The organism is Mesorhizobium sp. M0816 (assembly GCF_040320005.1).
Taxonomy (GTDB): Bacteria; Pseudomonadota; Alphaproteobacteria; order Rhizobiales; family Rhizobiaceae; genus Mesorhizobium.
Map to the genome: position 1 here is coordinate 20,497 of NZ_JAMYOT010000043.1, position 16,663 is coordinate 37,159.

The window sequence follows — 16,663 nt, forward strand, 5'->3', positions numbered from 1 at the left end:
CGTGAGCACGAAGAGAACCCAGGCACCCGAAAGCGTCGAGAACGCTCACAACCGAGCGGCCGCCCTCTGACTCATTAGAGAACACTATCGTTAGGATGCGGACGTAGTCGCGTCGGGTAGGTCTTGAACGATGTGTATCCATAATCTTGGCCGCAAGAAAAACGTGCAGGCGCCGAAGATAGTATTTTTTCCATCTTACCTCAGAGGACTTAGGATTAATACTCTTTGGTAGATGGCACAACAATCAAGGCTTCAAGATCTGGCTGAGGAATAGCTTGGTCCGTTCGTGCTGAGGGTTGGTGAAGAAGTCGTGCGGGCCGCCCTCTTCGACGATCCGGCCTGCATCCATGAAGATCACTCGGTCGGCAACGGAGCGCGCGAAGCTCATCTCGTGGGTGACGCAAACCATTGTCATGCCGTCGCGCGCGAGACTGGTCATTGTCTCGAGCACTTCCGCCACCATCTCCGGATCGAGCGACGAGGTCGGCTCGTCGAACAACATCACAGCAGGCTCCATGCAGAGCGAGCGGGCAATGGCGACGCGCTGCTGCTGGCCTCCGGAGAGCTGACCCGGATACTTGTTCGCCTGCTCCGGTATGCGCACGCGCTCGAGGAATTTAAGGGCGAGTTTCCTGGCCGTGGCTTCGGGCACGCCCTTAATCCACATTGGTCCGGCCATGCAGTTCATCAGTACCGTCATATGCGGGAAGAGATTGAAGTGCTGGAAAACCAAGCCGACGTTTTTGCGGACCTCAGTGACGTTGCGCATTTTGCTATGCAACCTGATCCCGTTGACAGTGATCTCGCCCTCCTGGTGCGCTTCAAGCCGATTGAAGCAGCGGATCAGCGTCGACTTTCCCGATCCGGAGGGACCGCAGATAACAACGCGTTCCCCCCTGCGGACAGTGAGGCTGACGTCAGTCAACGCTCTGAAAGAGCCGTACCATTTCGATACGTTCGTCGCTTCAATAACTTTATCCGCAATCATTGGCACCTGCTTGTGGGTGAAAAGCTCTTGCGATGACAGTGGCTGCACGTGCAGAACATTGCCCATCGCCTGCGAAGGGTAGCCTTCATCAAGGACTTTGAACCGAGTTATATTGCTGGTCATTGAAGTTTACTCCTTACGAAGTGGCGCTCAAGCCGTGATTGACCAACCTCGAGGCAGATGGACATGATCCAATAGATTATCGAGGCTGTTACCAGCATCTCCATATGATGGAAGGTCGGCTGGCCAATCGTGCGAGCAAGGAACGTCAGCTCCCACACGCCGACGACCGAGACCAGCGAACTGTCCTTCAACATTGCGATAAAAGTATTCCCCATCGGGGGAACGATGACCGGAAGCGCCTGCGGCAGGATGATCCTGCGAATGGTGAGACCGAAGCCGAAACCCATGGAACGGGACGCTTCCCATTGACCGCGGTCGATGCTCTGAATACCCGCGCGGAAGATTTCCGTCATGTAGGCGCCGACGCAAAGCGACAGCGCCAATATGCCGGAAGGAACGGCATCGAGCACGATACCCAGTTGCGGAAGCCCGAGATAAATCAAGTAAATCTGCATGAGAAGCGGCAAACCTCGGAAAAACGACGTGTAAAAGCTGGCGATGGCATAGGCAAAGCCATTGCTCGAAAGCTTTGCAATCGCTGCAATAATCGCGATGAGGGAGGCAAAGATAAGCGAAACAGCCGAAACATAGATTGTGGTCGTCACGCCCTGCGTGATCAGGAATGGCAAATTCCCCCAGATAAATGGCATGCTCAGCTTAAATGACTGGAAGAAGGCAAGAAACAGAAACAGCAATTCGAGCCATACGATGCCGATTTGCACCTTTAACGAAGCGAAACCGATCAACACGACGTTGAGGCAAAACATGATCGCAATCACGAAAGCGATCGCGAAACGTCCATAGACCCCGCTTTGCAGCGGGTCGCCAATGACCGGCCGCATTAGCTCGCCAAGGCTGGTGCCCGTAAGGTTAAACATGAGCAAGGCCGCCAGCACGACAGCGAAGATCGAGGCGACAAACCAAGGCCTATGGACGAGCACCTCGGATTCGACTGTATCCTGATAAAGCATGAGCTACCTTTCAAAAACGAGGGCGGCCCGAGGTCACTCGGGCCGCTTCAGATTCGTAACCTTACTTTTCGACGGAGCGATCCACCCCATACCACTTGATCATTATCTTGGCGAGCGTGCCATCGTCTTTCATGACCTTGATGGCTGCCGCAATCTTTTCGCTAAACTTTTTGTCACCATGCAGAATTGCGACAGCGCCCGGCGTAGTTAATACGACGCCAATCTCCTTCAACGGATAGCCAGCCTTGATGGCGTCGCGACTTATTGTTTCATCACCGAGAACCGCATCAAGACGAACGCCATCGCCCAGTCGAAGGTCATCCAACGCAACATTGTGGGTTGCATAGGCCTTCACTTCGCCCGGCTTGAATTGAAAATCTATTGGCTTGCCGCCTACTATCCAGTCGGGTGCTAGGGTGTGATTGGCATAAGACTCCGACACTGTGCTTGCTGTGACCCCGACTACTTTGCCGTCGAGATCGGAAAGCTTATTCGCCTTGCTATCTTTGTGTACGACGGCGCTCACCCGCCCATAGACGTACACGGCAGGGAAGTCGAGTTTTTCCGAGCGGGCTTTGAGTGGGGCCATCTCGCCCATGGCCATGTCCCAACGTCCTTCCCACTTGCCTGCGGTCATGATGTCCCAGCCTGGCGTTACGAACTCGACTTTAACGCCCAGATAGTCCGCAATGGCCTTGCCGATGTCGATATCAGAACCGTCGAGCTCATGCTTGTCGTTCATATGCGACATCGGCCCCCAGTCCGCCCCGGCCGCCACTTTTAGTGTCTTTGTCGCAAGTACGTTGTCGAGTACGGCGCCAGCGTAGGCCGTAGCCGACGAAGCCACAAACGCAACCGCGACTGAGGCTGTAGCTGCTAAGGTTGTCATAACCTTGTTCATGGATGTTACCCCTGTTTATGGCTGATGATCGTCACCTGAGTTGCAAATTTGGCGCCATTTTGTACCAGTAGCGAGCGCTCGCTCTCCAGCCCGTTGGCTATGTTCAGCCTCCTCCATCGGCCCAAGTGCTGGCAAGAATATAATCAATATCAGAGCCATCTAGAACTTAGATGGGTGGAACCCGCAAGCCGGCCTCGGACACGGAATTTCATCCAAGGCAATCTGTTCGACAATTCCTCGGCAGAGGCCGAACTAAACGGAAGTATTGCCCGGAAGGGAAGCCTCGATGGATCATGTGGAAAGGCTCACCCTTGGGATCTGCCCTCCGGGGTTGGCAACTGCATTCTAGCCATCGTCAGTATCGTCGTTGGACGAAGCCTGCATCCGGATGTGATATTGGCAGCAGCTGACGCACGCAGCCAATATGCGGTTGTCGGATTGGCCGCACAAGCCTGTAAGACGACGGGAGAGTCCGGTCCGATGCCTTCATCTGATTGATGAGCAGTTGGAAGATGGTCGAGCTAGCCGCCGATCTGCCGCTTCAGATGGGCCGCTCGCCGCCGTCTTCGTTTAGGCTTTCCGCTGGCGCATCAGAAGGCGACGATCCTTTCCTCGGAGCGGAATGATCGCAAACAGGCACCCCAAGCGACGCCAATAGCGCGCACATCCTGCTGAGTTGCCGCTTCGACAATTTGGTAAAAAAGCTTATCCGAGGGGGCTTCATTTGGATCAAGTCGGGTCGCCGGGCAGAAGAAGAGCCGCATCGGGTTCGAATGGACCTTCGCCATCGCGACGGCCGCCTACACAAATTCGTGCGCTACCGAAGCTTCTGGCGCCGCGGCATTGGCGTTCTTGCAGGCTTCCAAGGGACCGGGCGCTGGCGCATAGCGAGGCCAATCTGGGATCGCCGCTACCTCGCCCTCTGCGGCCCCGCCAAGATTGTCGCAACGATTGCGAGATCGCCTTGCGTTCAAGGAGGTCTCGACCTCGGCTGCAGCCCTTCACACGGCCGGCTTCGACGACATGACCGAAGCCTCAGTGACGGCTCCGCCGAATTGCTCGATGACGGATCGATCGAGATCACATTCGCAGACCGCCGCCGTAGCAGGCGCAATAGCCCTAGTCTGGCGCGCTCTGGCGTCGCGCAATCCGGAAACGCTTTTGCTCAATTGCGCCGACCACAGCCTTTCGGCAGCGTGCTGGGGAGAAGCCGACCAGTCACCACGTATCATATCAAGCGCGATGGCCCTGAGATCCTCGGTGGCAAGCTTGAGGTTGAGACCGTGACGACGGCTCAGCTATGCCGGCATCACGCCGCCATCCAAATGTGGACCATACATCTTCGGTCATGCGCGTCGGTCGAGATGCTGCGCGCGTCAGTTCCGCAAAAGGTCATCGCAACGAATTCGAGACCTGGCTTGACAAGGAGCGTAGCTTTGCCCGGCCTAGACTCTGAAAGCAGGAGCCATCCTTACCATCAATCGAGCTCGCATTCGCCAAACGAGCCGCCGCAGCCAGAACATTCGACGCACTCTAGAGGCAATCGGCAATGTCTGCGGTCTCTTCAGCAGAACCGAATGCCGGGACTATCTCAAGAAAGCCGGATTTGCGTCCGCGTCCTCGTCCGAGGCTCTAAGCTGCGGCGTGAGTGGAACGCGTTGCCCACGTCCGGCCGCCCCGATCTATCAAGCCGCCTCAGTGGATGCGCGCCGAGCCGTGAGGGCAGTCGCCGACCACGTACCATTCGGTTATCAAAAGCGTTTCTTGAGGAAATAGCGCGCGATAGCGCCCGGCCCGCCTTCCAGTTCGCCGAAAAGCTCGAAGCCGAGCCTCTCGTAGAAGGGGCGAGCCTGGAATTCCAAGGTGTCGAGCCATATGCCGATATAGCCGCGCGCCTTGGCGATCTTCTCCGCCTCTTCCATAAGTCGCCGGCCGAGGCCGAGGCCGCGATACTCTTCCGGGATGGCGAGAGATCGAACGAAGGCCCAGCCGTAGCCGTCAACCGCATAGAGGCCGCCGACGGCAGCTTGCGTTTCAGGATCGCGAATGATGATGGCGAAGCCGGGCTGGTCGGCCATGCCGCTGTAGGTATTGTTGTAGACGCTCAGGACCGCGACGATGGCGCGGAGGTCGTCGGGATTGGGGTCGCCGGGGATGAAGTCGAGGAGAGGGGTGGACATATTATTTGGCTCTTTAGACAACGAAGCCCAAGGTGTGACCTTAGCCTTGTGAAATTCAGCAGCAGTTCGTCAGTGCGCACCAATGCTCCTAATCAGCTGCACCCGCGCGTCGCACCATCGGCCGGATAGACCTGTTGAATGTGCACGGTTCGCACCGCCCAAAGCAGCTGCAGGGCAAGAGGCTTGCTATTTTGATCTACGAAACGGAGAAACTCTTCGTCGTACATGGTCACATAGCCGAGTTTCCTGACTACGGTATTCGACAGCGCCAGGATTGACGACGGATCTACTATGGTGCGCGGCTCCAGACGCAGAAGTGCGTTCTGAAGAATGGCTTGGTATTCATCACCGACATCGGCGGTTGCGATCAGCACGATTGAGTGAGGTTCGCCTGCGGCGAGACGCTGTGGAATAGCGGCCGCCGCTTCAATTCCTTCCGATGAAAAGTCAGAAAATATCGTTCCATCGATATTTCTTAGTGCGTGCACCTGACCATAGACCACAACTCGCGAGCAGGTTGTGACTAGAAGAACTCCGCTTCTTGAAAGATCGTTCGCAAGTCGTTTGATCATCGCGGAATGCTGCGCCATTGCGAATAGCGAGGTCATCTGGTGATCAACATTGAGGCCAAGGAGCTCACTGATCGTTTCCTCCTGATCTTGATTGAAGCTCAAGCTGCCTTTTACGGCGGCACGTTCTCGAGTTTGAGGTCTTCCACCGAACCTTCCGCCGCCGCGAGATGCAGAACCGCATTTGTCCCGTCCTTCATTCCATCGATCGCGAAGTTTCCGGTCTATTACGATCCGGTCGGCAGCTGCTCCTTCGCACCAAAGGGCGCAAACCTCGTGCCAATTTGGTGGATCGAGCCGAAGAAGAAATGTCTGGCTAATATTGAAGGACTTCCATGAAAAGTGCGGCAGGACGCCAGCATGCACCGCGCGGGGTCGCGGACTGGACAAACCCGACAGGTGGTGTCGGGGGCCCGACGTTTTAGGGGAGCATAAGAGCTCGTGGAGCAGTCAATCGGCGGTGAGCTCTGTTAAGGGGACTGACGGCACCGTTCAACTATTTTCCGCGAGCTCAAGCGCAACGCCTTTGAGGGTCCCCAAATGCCGGTTCTTAGCGACTACTATGGGCGCCGCCAATGAGATGACACGTGAGTGCATGGCCGCAACGCAAAACCGCCCAGAGCAACTCGCCCCCGCTAACAATGCCGCGCGGCATCACGCTCTTCCTTGCGAAATTGTCTTGATTAGGCGCTGATTGCCGTCAGGGGGCCAAGACCGAGATTCAACATCGTATCCTGACGCATTACCTGCCGCTGTATTTTCCCGACCTCGATCGCTTCCGGGGAAACAGCCGCAGCGATTGGTTCTTCGCATTCCTCGATGCCTTTCCCACGCCGGCAACCATCACTGCTCTGACGAAGGAGCAGTTTGTGAGACACCCTGGGATGTCGTCGGCCGCAAGGTCAACAAGACATAGATTCTAATGTTATTTACGAGACGGCACGCACATCGATCGGACTACCGTTGCCGCTTGATGCCCCTGCTATTCGTATGTTCCGGATGGTCGTCCCCGAGGCGCGAGGCCTGATCCGTCAACGCAACGATATCGAAGCACAGGCCGATGAACTGCCTCCAGCTGACCGACATTGACCAACTCTGGGTCGCCGACATCACCTATGTCCATCTTGCCGAGGAGTTCGCGTATCTGGCGATCGTGCTTGACGCCTTCAGCCGCAACGTCATTGGCTGGGCAATGGCAACCCATCTCAAGTCCGAGCTGGCGATCGCTGCGCTCGACCAGGCGATTGCGGTGCGCCGACCTCCGCCGGGCAGCGTCATCCACCACAGTGATCGCGGCGTGCAAGGCGGATTCAAGCGGTCGTCGCAACACTCTGAAGTTGGAGGTTGCGATGAGCATTCGAAAGCGGCGATCGGCACGGTCGGGACGAGCGCCATTACCTTCACCAGGGCGGCCGCCTGTGGCGGGGCGCGATGGACAGATTGGATACTGGAGGGCGATCGCCGCGGGGCTGAGCAGCGAAGATGCTGCGCTCGAAGCCGGAGTGTCGCAGCCTGTAGGAACCAGATGGTTCCGAAAGGCGGGCGGTATGCCACCAGCGATGTTCAGATCTTCGGCGAAGCCGCTCTCCGGGCGGTACCTGTCCTTGGTGGAGCGCGAGGAGATCGCACTTCTCAGGGTGCAGGGCCATTCCATGCAGGATATTGGGCGCCGGCTCGGTCGGTCCGCCTCGACAATCTCCCGTGAACTGCGGCGCAACGCGGCCACCCGCAGCGGCGGGTTGGAATATCGCGCGACGACTGCCCAGTGGCATGCGGATGGATCGGCCCGTCGTCCCAAGCCGACCAAGCTTGCGTTCAACGCAAGCTTGCGCACTTATGTGGAGGAGAGACTTGCTGGCGTTGTCGTGTCCCCGAGCGGCGCTCCCGTTCATGGTCCCACCGTTCCGTGGAAGGGCCGCCGACATGGCCCGCGAAAGGATCGGCGATGGGCCAGGGCCTGGAGTCCGGAGCAGATTGCCCGACGCTTGCCGATCGACTTCCCGGACGACAAGACGATGCGCATCAGCCACGAAGCCCTCTATCAGGCCCTCTTCGTTCAGGGCCGCGGAGTGCTGCGCCGGGAGCTGACGGCCTGCTTGCGAACAGGACGTGTATTACGGGTCCCCAGGGCGCGCGTACGTAGGCGAGGCAAGGGCTTTGTCTCACCGGAGATCATGATCAGTCAGCGTCCCGCCGAAGCGGCCGATCGCGCGGTGCCGGGTCACTGGGAGGGAGACCTCATCCTTGGTCTTGGCAGCTCGGCTATCGGCACGCTGGTCGAGCGCACGACGCGCTTCACGATGCTACTGCATCTTCCCCGGCTCGCAGGGCATGGCGAAGCTCCGCGCATGAAGAACGGGCCTGCGCTCGCGGGACATGGAGCTGAGGCCGTGCGTGACGCGATTACGCGCACCATCATCACCTTGCCCGAAGAGCTACGCCGTTCGCTGACCTGGGATCAGGGAGCCGAAATGGCCCAGCACGATCGTCTCACGATCGATGCGGGTGTCCAGGTCTACTTCTGCGATCCGCAAAGCCCCTGGCAGCGCGGCACCAACGAGAACACCAATGGGCTGCTGCGTCAGTACTTCCCGAAAGGCACCGACCTGAGCATCCATAGCGCCGACGAGATCGCCGCCGTGGCAGCGGCCCTCAATGCCCGGCCGAGAAAGACCCTGGGTTGGAAAACACCGGCAGAGGCGCTTGACGAGTTGCTGCCATGAGTGAACACAATCGGTGTTGCGACGACCGCTTGAATCCGCCCAATATGCCTGCGCTGAATACGCTGCACGACTTGCGGCGCATCGCATCCAGCCGAGCATGAGCCGGATTGGCAATCCCTATCACAATGCCAAGGCTGAGCGCTTCATGCGAACGCTAAAGGACGAAGAGGTCGATGGCCGAGGCTATCGCGACATCATCGATGCCAAGAAAAGCATTGGCGAATTCGTCGAGCGGGTCTACAACAGGCATCGCCTGCATTCAGCGCTCGACTATCTGTCGCCGGATGAATACGAAGCCGGTCTAACGCGATTGCGCCAGGATCCCCCAGCCGCAATCCAAAACCTGGAGAACTGTCCCTAATTTAATTAGTGTCTCACCCAAGGGGTGCAGTCCATAAGATTTCAATGGAATGGGGCTTTCTGATGCCTCACCCTGCAAAGTCTCGCAGCTATTCATTCGGAAGGAGCAGTGCTCCACCCTTCTGATTATGCGTAATACAGCGTGTGAGGTGTGCGGCTGAGTATTTCCGCACCTTTCTCTGTCACCACGACGTGCTCGCTGGTGCCAAACTGGTAACCATTTTCTCCGCGCAAGATGATTGGCATGTGAAAGGTCATGTTTGACTCAAGTATGTCCGTAGCACCGGGCTGAAGGCTGATATTGCCGCGCTCAACCCAATTGATACCGGTTTGGTAGCCGACCCGGTGATTGAGCAAGTCAGGGCACCCATGTTGCTTGAGCACCTCTCTTCCGGCGGCATCGACTTCGCCGGCGGTCACACCAGGCTTAATCGCAGAAATAACTGCCTCCAGAACTTCAATAGAAAGGTCGTGCAGGATTTCAGTTTCGGCATGCCGACCGAGTATGGCGCTCCGGACCAGTCCACAGGGGTAACCATTCTTCAAGCCAGCAAGTTCGACAAAGGCTGGCTCATTGTTGTTGATCCGGTTCTGCTGGGCTCTGCCGTGGGACAGCTTTGTCCGCTCGCCGAACAGCAAAGTCACGGAAGGCTTCTTGATAACACCACCAGCCTTCTCGACTTCCTGGTCAATGTTCGCAACCACTTCCGCTTCCGTAATGCCCTCCCGCAAGGATTGTTGGAATGTTCTGACGGCCACATCAGTCAATTCCATTGCGAGGCGCATGGCTTCGAGTTCCATCTCCGTCTTTACAGCCGCCACCGTCGCCACCAGACGAGTGGCGTCAGCGAACTTCGCATCGGGAAGATTTGCCTGAAGTGCGCTAACGTCCGCTGGCGCCAGATTCCAGCAGCCGAGCTCGAGTCCAATTCTTCGCCCACTCAAACCAAAACCGCGAATAGTATCGGCGCACACCGGTGCAAAACCTTCCTGGTCCCTATAGGTAACGATTTCCTGGACACAGCTATTTGGACGGACGCTGCTCAATTCATACTCTCGGATGACGAAAGTCGGCTTTTGTCCCGCTACGAGGATCAATGGGAACGGCATGAAATATGCACCGAGCCCGTCATATCCGCTGAGATACTGAAGGTGCCCGTGGGCGGTTACTACCAGAGCGTCGAGGTTGGCTCGCTCCATAGCCGCGAACACTTTCTGCTGACGACGTTGATACTCGGTATCCGGGAATGGAAGCCTCGTCAGCGGAACCAATGAGGACGTAGTGGTCATAGATCACCTAAGTTGGAAACTTTTGTTTAGAAGGCATGCATCAAGTACCCAGAATTTCGGCGACAATCCGAGGAACGGGCAAACTTGATGTTCTGGTCCTATCGATTTCACCCGTAGCAGCAGCTTGCGTCAAATGCAGTTTCTAGATTGTAGACATCTGGCTGCGCGATGGACTTACTTTATGTCATGCCTTATCCTAGGCAACGCTGGTGGCTAATACGGGCCAGACAAACGGTCTAGATGATTGCGATGTGTCCTGACTTAGCTACCGAAGGCACGGCGAGGCCGCAACTGCGGCCGACGTTAGCCTATAAAACGTCTAGGGCTTATCTAAAGGCTCATTGATGTCCCTTCCATTGTCTCGGCCACTGACGGGATCCAGGCATTTCGCCGCCGCGTACTCGCCGCCATCGACAGAGGAATTTCGACTATGCTGGAGAGCTGATCAAGGCGGAAATACAGAGCACCCTCAGCTATTTGCTTTCCCGAATGTCGCTCATCGAAGATCCTATCCCGGCACCGAAGTTGCGTCCGCAAAAGGTTTCTATCCTAGCGCGAGCGTCAAGGGTGAACCTCAATCGCCATCGGTCCACCGCAATCCGAGCCTCGTCAGACGAAAGTCAGCAGCCGACTCGGATTGTCGATCATAATGGCTTTGATGTCGTCCTCGGAGCAACCACGTTTTCGCATCAAAGGGAGGACCTGCTGCTGAATATGCGCGTAGCCGTGCCCACCGAGCTCAGCCAAACGGATTACATGGCAGATATCATGACTGATCACGATTTGGCAGAGATGTCCGCGATCAATCAGACGCCTGATCGTTCGGATACGCATGCCGTCATTCGGCAGGTCGATGTCGGCGTGCGCATAATAGGTGTGCTCCTGCCCGAACAGGTCCCATTCCAGCACGACGCCAGAGTCGGCGAGGCGAAACAGGCGATCGTCGTCGAAAATCGTTCTGTCGATATGGTCGATGATCGTACGCGACAGATCAGCACCTTGTTCCTTTAGGAACTCAACGAGCATCCACGGGTGGTCTTGATGCCGCGCCGGATGGATTGTCAGTGCCGCCCCGGTCTCCTGCTGGGCAATGACGGCGGCCGCCATGACACGCTTCTCGAGATCGGTCCACGGCCACTGGCAGCCTATCTCACCCACGATCCCGGCACGTACCTGGGTGCCCCAAGCGCCCAATTGAACCTGATCAATCATCTCTTGGGCGAAGCTGTCGATAGTCCTCTGGCTGTTATCCAGATTCTGATAGTCATCGACGTAGTGACCGCAACCCATCACAATCTGCGCGCCACTCTCCCGGGACACCTCCACCAGACCCTCGGGATCGGGCACGAGACCACCTATCGTCAACTCGACGATCGTCCCGCCACCTGCCTTAACCATGCGGGCCGCCTCGCGAGCAGCCAGCCCACGATCCCTCTGCGTCGTGTTTCGCGCATCGGCGATGCCTCCGGTCATCAGTTTCCAGTAGTCGTGCGGATCGGGAACGCCCGTGGTCGACGCGTCCCGCCGAGCCGGCCGTGTGACGTCCCAGATGAGATGCTCGTGCATCAGCGTCTGGCCCAGCGTCACCGGGTCGACGAGGCCCAGCACCGTCTGTGCCTTACCCCTCATCTCGTCTCTGCTCAATCGCATGTTCATCTCCATTGAGGGCTTCTCGGGTTCGGTGTCTGGCGGAGCGCACTCACGCGACCGCGTTAAGCGGCCCAAGGAGCCTCCGACGTGCGCGCGCGAATTCGTCCACTGCATCGACGAAGCGGTCGAGATCCGATTGTTGGACCGGGAGGCTCAGCGCGATCATTCCACGTCGGGCGAGATAAAAGCCCGCTTGCAGAATGTCGAGAAAGAAAAGTTCCCGCAGACCATCCTCCCGGGCAGTCGGCGTATAGGACCGGCGTATCGTGGGGGCGCGGTAGTGCGCAGTGGCGAGCGAGCCCACTCCGCTGAAGTGCATCGCCACGCCGAGCTTCATTAGCCGATCGTTCAGTGATGCCCGCAACCGTTCGCCGCGCTCGTACAATTCCTCCGCTGCAGACGGTGTGAAGATTTCTCCTATCGCGACGCGAGCTGCGGCCATCGACAGAACGTTGTTGTTGAATGTACCCGCGTGCGGCAAGCGCCCGTCGAAGAGGGACATCACGTCGGCCCGGCCACCGAAGGCCCCGAAGCTCATACCGCCGGCCATGTACTTGCCCAAAGTCGTGAGATCCGGCACAATTCCCAGGCGCTTTTGAAGCCCCCCATCAGACATGCGCGATGTCATGACCTCATCGAAGATAAGCAGCGCGCCCGCCCCTCGCGTCGCCTTCCCCAATGCTTGCAGGAAGCTGATCTCCGCAGGGATACAGCCGCCACTACCAAGCATGGGTTCGACAATCACGGCGGCGAGCCGATCCCGATTCTGCTCTATCACCGCGGTGGCAGCGTCCGGGTCGTTGTAATCGGCTACAACCCATGGGAACGGAACGGTAACCGGGGACGGACCTTGGGGCGTGAACAACAGCACACCGCCATGATAGCCGCCGCGAAATGCAAGGATCATGTCTCGGCCGGTGTGGACGCGGGCCGCCGTCAGCGCCATTAAATTGGCTTCTGTGCCGCTGTTGGTGAACCGTACGAGCTCTATCGACGGAACCCGCGCGCAGATGATCTGCGCAAGTTCGCATTCGGCCCTGCCCACCGCAGCGAGGTTCAGCCCCCGCGTCATAGCTTGCTGAATCGCGGCATGGATCCGCATTTCGGAATGGCCAAACAAGCCAGCCGTGTATTCCCCGCAGAGATTCACAAACTCATGGCCATCGATGTCCCACAGCGAACTGCCTTCGCCTTTCTCCATCGCAATAGGAAACGGCTGATAATACAGCACGGAGCGCGTGTTTCCGCCCGGCATGACTGTGCGGGCTTGGTTGTGAAGTTCGCAGCTTCGGGGATGCTTGGCAATGAAGCGGCCCCTGGCCTCGAGCAGGCTCGACTCCAGTGTGCTGTCGCATTCGGGGGTTGCCGACATCTTCCATACCTTTACTCAAAGCGTCCCCTATCGACGCACTTACAGAAGGGCGACGGAATTTCTGCCTTTTCGCGATCGATGGATCGGCGCAGCCTTAAACAGCCAACGCCGTCTCGACGAGGTTTACCCAATACCCAATGCCATAAGGCAGGGCTTCGTCGTTGAAATCAAACCCCGGGTGGTGCAAGGAAGCGGTCGGGCTGTTACCAAGGCGAATGTACGCAACCCGGCCGCGCGTCAAGCATATAGGCGAAATCCTCCGCTCCCCTGCTTGGTATCATCTTATCATCTACGGATTGAGACCCGACGAGAGCGCTTGCCGCCTTAATCGCCACATTGGCCCCTTCGGTGTGATTGAACATGATGGGTTCGAGCCGCCGGTGCCTGAACTCGATTTCCGCGCCGAATCCCAGGGCGATACTCGGCGCACATGCCTCAATCTGTCGTTCCGCGAAGTCCCGCAGGGAGGGCAGGAGGGTCCTTACGGTGCCGGCCAATTCAGCGCACTCTGGAATTATGTTATACGCTGTGCCGGCATTCAACTTGGTGACGGAGATGACGAGTGACTCGGTCGGATCCGTGTTGCCCGAGACCAATGTTTGCAGGCCGACGATGATCTGCGCTGCAACAATAATCGGATCGATGGTCCGATGCGGCGAGGCCGCATGGCCACCCCTGCCCTTTACCACAACATCGAACTCATCAAGCGCGGCCGCGTTTGGTCCATCGCATGTGGTGAACTTTCCCACTTCTATCCCGGGCCTGTTGTGCATGCCGAAAACCTGGGAAATGCCGAAGCGGTCCATGATCCCTTCCTGGACCATTCTTTGGCCGCCACCTCCGTCTTCTTCGGCGGGCTGCAAGATCAGGGCAACGGAACCCTTGAAGTTGCGTGTCTTCGCAAGATATTTGGCGGCCCCTAGCAGCATGGCCGTGTGACCGTCGTGGCCGCAGGCGTGCATTTTGCCCGGTATCGTCGACGACCATGGTTTATCTGAAGCTTCCAGGATCGGCAAGGCGTCCATGTCCGCCCTCAACCTTGTCGTCGGCCCGTCTCCACCTTCGCCCTGGATCAATGCAACGATGCCGGTTTCAGCAATCCCCGTTTCGATATGATTTATGCCGAACGAAGCCAGTTTGTCAGTAACGAACTGAGCTGTGTTGTGCAGGCCGCGATAACCAAGCTCGGGATTTTGGTGCAGGTATCGGCGCCACTCGGTTGCCTCGCTCTGCAAATCCCGGAAAGTCTCTACGCTGTGCATCCTGTTCCCATATTTTTAAGCCGGTCGGCAAATCATTGTTGGCCGATTGGCGCGTGCATCTGTTCAATCATCATAATCCCGGCGCCTTCCGTCAAATGCAGTTTGGATATCGTCTTCATCTAGAAGCGAGATGGACAGTCACCTGACGTAGCCGATGGCCAGCGCTTCCGGCATCGCAGTGTGCTAAAGTGAGGCTGGAGGAAGTCACATAAGCGAGAGCTGTCCCTCGAAGGCGCTTGGACAATCGGTTTGGAATACTCCAGCCAAAGCACTCCAATGATCCTTCCTCACCTTCTCGGATCTTGGATACTGACCATAGAAGTGGGCACGCGAAGGCGACCTGACAAAAATTTGTCCATGTGAGTGGGCAAGGCGATCAGCAACCTAATTCGCTGTTCGCGGACGAAAGCCCGCAAGTACCGGCTTGCCTGCTGAAGGCGTAGCCCGGAGCGGCGCGGTTCCATGTGACGCTCGGCCTTCCCGTCGAGGAACCGGCGACGGGTCAGGGATTAGGTGCAAGCGACACGGCTGGATGGTACCGATTCGCAGAGGATCTTCAGAAGAGGCCGCCAGGCTCACAGCAGAGGCGGGCGCGAGCCGCCGCAAACGGCTGGCTTACCGCTAGATTACGCCTGTGACGATCCCCGGCGCAAGAAAGAACCGATCGTCGTGGAGAAAGACGGTAAGCGCTATTTTCGCTGCACGTTGACGCGGGGGCTTTCGACGGATGGCCTTCGAATCGGGAACGGTATCTGGTCTGATCAGGCTGCTGTTACTTTGGCGAAGTTGAAGGGCAGCAGATCCTCGATGGCTGCGTTCTCGGGGCGCTGAGGTAGTTCAGTGAGGACGTGGCGCAGCCACGCTAACGGCTCGACGCCACAGGCGCGGCAGGTCAACATCAGGCTGTAGATGACGGCGCTGGCCCTGGCTCCGTCGACGGTATCGCTGAACAGCCAACTTTTCCGGCCAGTGGCAAAGATTCTGATGTCACGCTCGAGAAGATTGTTGTCGATCGGCATGCTGCCGTCCTCGGTGTAACGAGTCAGATATCCCCATTGGTTCAGGGTGTAGGAGACGGCGTCGCCGAGCTTGCTGTCCGGCAAGACTTTTGGGGCGATGTCGTCGAGCCATGCCTTGAGAGCCTGGAGGATCGGGACACTATGTTGCTGGCGGAAGCGGCGAATGCAGTGATCTCGCGTTTCGCCGTCATCGGGGATTTCGTTCCGCGCCTGCCTTTCAACCCGATAGAGCTGTTCGAAGAACCGGAGTGCCTGTTCCGGCGGCCCGCCACCCTTCTTCCTCGCCTTTAGGGCATCGACGAAGCGCCGCCTCGAATGAGCCATGCAGCCAAGATGCGTTGCCCCTTCCAGCGTGCGCCAGGCGGAATAACCGTCACTCATCACGATGCCGCGGTAATCGCCCAAGAAGGTCTGCGGGTGTATCTGGCCGCGACCCGGCTGATAATCGAGCAGCACGATCGGCTCGTCACTGTCGTGGCCGCTCCGGTATGCCCACATGTACGAGGTGCTGGTGGCCTCTCTGTCCATTTCCTTCAGCACCTGGACCGTGGTCTCGTCGCCATGGATGAGGGGCTGCGATCTGAGCCGCAGCTTCAGCACGTCATAGATGCGGGCGAGATGCTTTTCGCTCGAGCCGACCACCCAGTGACCCAGAGCGCCACGGCTGACAGGAACGCCCGCGCGCTCGAAGGCCTGCGCCAGGCGGAAGAGCGGCGTGCCGTCGACGTATTTGTGAACGAGCGCGAAGGCCAGCGTCGAGGCCGTGGCGATGCTGCCCGGCAAGGGTTGCGCGGGCATCGGCGCGGTCACGACCGGCGTGTTGATGCCGGTACGGTCGCAATGACGGCAGATCCCATGGGGAGTGGATCGTGGCCCGCACTCTGGCAGAGTGGGCCATCCGCAACTCGCTCTTTGGAGGCCCTTTCATGCATCTTTCGACCGCCGATCAATCCGAGCTACAAGCCGCTGTCCGCGTGGACCTTGGCGCAATCTTCGTCTCGCTGGAGCTGTCCAGATCGACCTGGCTAGTCACCTCGATTGTACCGGGCAGCGAGAAGATGTCGCGCCACATGGTCGCCGGCGGTGACAGTGCCGGGCTGCTCGTCTGCCTCACCGGGCTGCGCAGCAAGGCCGAGGCGCGCACGGGCACGCTTTATCCGTTGGTGGTGATCCAGGAGGCGGGGCTGGACGGCTTCTGGATCGACCGGGTGCTGAACCGCGAGGACTGGATCGAAAGTCACATCGTCGATGCGGC

The 16,663-nt window shown here is 58.1% G+C and carries 12 protein-coding genes and 6 pseudogenes; 7 read left to right on the forward strand and 11 right to left on the reverse strand.

The genetic code is table 11. The features are described 5' to 3' along the window. Positions 1-244: 244 nt before the first annotated feature. The 6 genes from NKI17_RS33535 to NKI17_RS33560 all read right to left on the reverse strand — a co-directional run bounded on the left by NKI17_RS33535 (position 245) and on the right by NKI17_RS33560 (position 5,771). Positions 245-988 carry an amino acid ABC transporter ATP-binding protein gene (locus NKI17_RS33535; RefSeq protein ID WP_352907515.1) on the reverse strand — a complete coding sequence of 248 codons (744 nt, stop codon included), beginning with the start codon at positions 986-988 and terminating at the stop codon, positions 245-247. A gap of 119 nt (positions 989-1,107) precedes the next feature. Continuing rightward, positions 1,108-2,082, reverse strand: coding sequence for an amino acid ABC transporter permease (locus NKI17_RS33540; protein WP_352907503.1), 975 nt, complete (start codon positions 2,080-2,082; stop codon positions 1,108-1,110). A gap of 61 nt (positions 2,083-2,143) precedes the next feature. Further along, complete coding sequence (locus NKI17_RS33545; RefSeq protein WP_352907504.1) at positions 2,144-2,983, reverse strand: transporter substrate-binding domain-containing protein; 840 nt, start codon at positions 2,981-2,983, stop codon at positions 2,144-2,146. Positions 2,984-3,573: 590 nt separating this feature from the next. Continuing rightward, positions 3,574-3,771 (reverse strand): hypothetical protein, encoded by a 198-nt coding sequence (locus NKI17_RS33550; RefSeq protein WP_352907505.1) that lies wholly within the window; start codon positions 3,769-3,771, stop codon positions 3,574-3,576. 963 nt (positions 3,772-4,734) lie between these two features. Continuing rightward, entirely contained in the window at positions 4,735-5,163 is a 429-nt protein-coding gene (locus NKI17_RS33555; RefSeq protein ID WP_352907506.1) for a GNAT family N-acetyltransferase, read from the reverse strand. Positions 5,164-5,255: 92 nt separating this feature from the next. After that, positions 5,256-5,771 carry a hypothetical protein gene (locus NKI17_RS33560; RefSeq protein WP_352907507.1) on the reverse strand — a complete coding sequence of 172 codons (516 nt, stop codon included), beginning with the start codon at positions 5,769-5,771 and terminating at the stop codon, positions 5,256-5,258. A 3-nt stretch (positions 5,772-5,774) separates the two neighbouring features. On the opposite strand from NKI17_RS33560, the gene NKI17_RS33565 reads away from it, so the two are divergent. The 6 genes and pseudogenes from NKI17_RS33565 to NKI17_RS33585 all read left to right on the forward strand — a co-directional run bounded on the left by NKI17_RS33565 (position 5,775) and on the right by NKI17_RS33585 (position 8,816). Continuing rightward, the gene (locus tag NKI17_RS33565; protein WP_352907508.1) at positions 5,775-6,071 is read left to right on the forward strand and encodes a hypothetical protein; all 297 of its coding nucleotides are present in this window, start codon (positions 5,775-5,777) and stop codon (positions 6,069-6,071) included. A 144-nt stretch (positions 6,072-6,215) separates the two neighbouring features. Further along, positions 6,216-6,324: pseudogene (locus tag NKI17_RS37205) on the forward strand (IS30 family transposase); the annotation flags it as partial. A 100-nt stretch (positions 6,325-6,424) separates the two neighbouring features. After that, positions 6,425-6,800: pseudogene (locus tag NKI17_RS33570) on the forward strand (IS110 family transposase); the annotation flags it as partial. A 19-nt stretch (positions 6,801-6,819) separates the two neighbouring features. Beyond that, positions 6,820-7,035 (forward strand): annotated as a pseudogene (locus tag NKI17_RS33575) (DDE-type integrase/transposase/recombinase); the annotation flags it as partial. A gap of 46 nt (positions 7,036-7,081) precedes the next feature. Beyond that, positions 7,082-8,455: an IS30 family transposase gene (locus tag NKI17_RS33580; protein WP_352907494.1), complete on the forward strand. Its 1,374-nt coding sequence runs from the start codon at positions 7,082-7,084 to the stop codon at positions 8,453-8,455. Between the two features lie 13 nt (positions 8,456-8,468). After that, on the forward strand, positions 8,469-8,816 hold the full coding sequence (locus NKI17_RS33585; RefSeq protein WP_352907509.1) for an integrase core domain-containing protein: 348 nt from the start codon (positions 8,469-8,471) through the stop codon (positions 8,814-8,816). 125 nt (positions 8,817-8,941) lie between these two features. On the opposite strand, the gene NKI17_RS33590 is transcribed toward NKI17_RS33585, so the two are convergent. The 5 genes and pseudogenes from NKI17_RS33590 to tnpC form a co-directional block, all read right to left on the reverse strand. After that, complete coding sequence (locus tag NKI17_RS33590; RefSeq protein WP_352907510.1) at positions 8,942-10,105, reverse strand: M24 family metallopeptidase; 1,164 nt, start codon at positions 10,103-10,105, stop codon at positions 8,942-8,944. Between the two features lie 609 nt (positions 10,106-10,714). After that, positions 10,715-11,767: a phosphotriesterase family protein gene (locus NKI17_RS33595; RefSeq protein WP_352907511.1), complete on the reverse strand. Its 1,053-nt coding sequence runs from the start codon at positions 11,765-11,767 to the stop codon at positions 10,715-10,717. 37 nt (positions 11,768-11,804) lie between these two features. Further along, a complete protein-coding gene (locus NKI17_RS33600) occupies positions 11,805-13,127 on the reverse strand; it encodes an aspartate aminotransferase family protein (RefSeq protein WP_352907513.1) in 1,323 nt (440 codons plus the stop codon). Positions 13,128-13,221: 94 nt separating this feature from the next. Continuing rightward, positions 13,222-14,389, reverse strand: a pseudogene (locus NKI17_RS33605) (M20 aminoacylase family protein). A 761-nt stretch (positions 14,390-15,150) separates the two neighbouring features. Next, positions 15,151-16,257, reverse strand: a pseudogene (tnpC, locus tag NKI17_RS33610) (IS66 family transposase); the annotation flags it as partial. A gap of 77 nt (positions 16,258-16,334) precedes the next feature. Between tnpC and NKI17_RS33615 the strand changes: the two are divergent. Next, positions 16,335-16,663: pseudogene (locus NKI17_RS33615) on the forward strand (IS110 family transposase); the annotation flags it as partial.

Bases quoted from the DNA above. Each gene is read 5' to 3' on its own strand.
- NKI17_RS33535 (WP_352907515.1), bottom strand. From the start codon at position 988: ATGATTGCGGATAAAGTTATTGAAGCGACGAACGTATCGAAATGGTAC.
- NKI17_RS33540 (WP_352907503.1), bottom strand. From the start codon at position 2,082: ATGCTTTATCAGGATACAGTCGAATCCGAGGTGCTCGTCCATAGGCCT.
- NKI17_RS33545 (WP_352907504.1), bottom strand. From the start codon at position 2,983: ATGAACAAGGTTATGACAACCTTAGCAGCTACAGCCTCAGTCGCGGTT.
- NKI17_RS33550 (WP_352907505.1), bottom strand. From the start codon at position 3,771: ATGGCGAAGGTCCATTCGAACCCGATGCGGCTCTTCTTCTGCCCGGCG.
- NKI17_RS33555 (WP_352907506.1), bottom strand. From the start codon at position 5,163: ATGTCCACCCCTCTCCTCGACTTCATCCCCGGCGACCCCAATCCCGAC.
- NKI17_RS33560 (WP_352907507.1), bottom strand. From the start codon at position 5,771: ATGACCTCGCTATTCGCAATGGCGCAGCATTCCGCGATGATCAAACGA.
- NKI17_RS33580 (WP_352907494.1), top strand. From the start codon at position 7,082: ATGAGCATTCGAAAGCGGCGATCGGCACGGTCGGGACGAGCGCCATTA.
- NKI17_RS33590 (WP_352907510.1), bottom strand. From the start codon at position 10,105: ATGACCACTACGTCCTCATTGGTTCCGCTGACGAGGCTTCCATTCCCG.
- NKI17_RS33595 (WP_352907511.1), bottom strand. From the start codon at position 11,767: ATGGAGATGAACATGCGATTGAGCAGAGACGAGATGAGGGGTAAGGCA.
- NKI17_RS33600 (WP_352907513.1), bottom strand. From the start codon at position 13,127: ATGTCGGCAACCCCCGAATGCGACAGCACACTGGAGTCGAGCCTGCTC.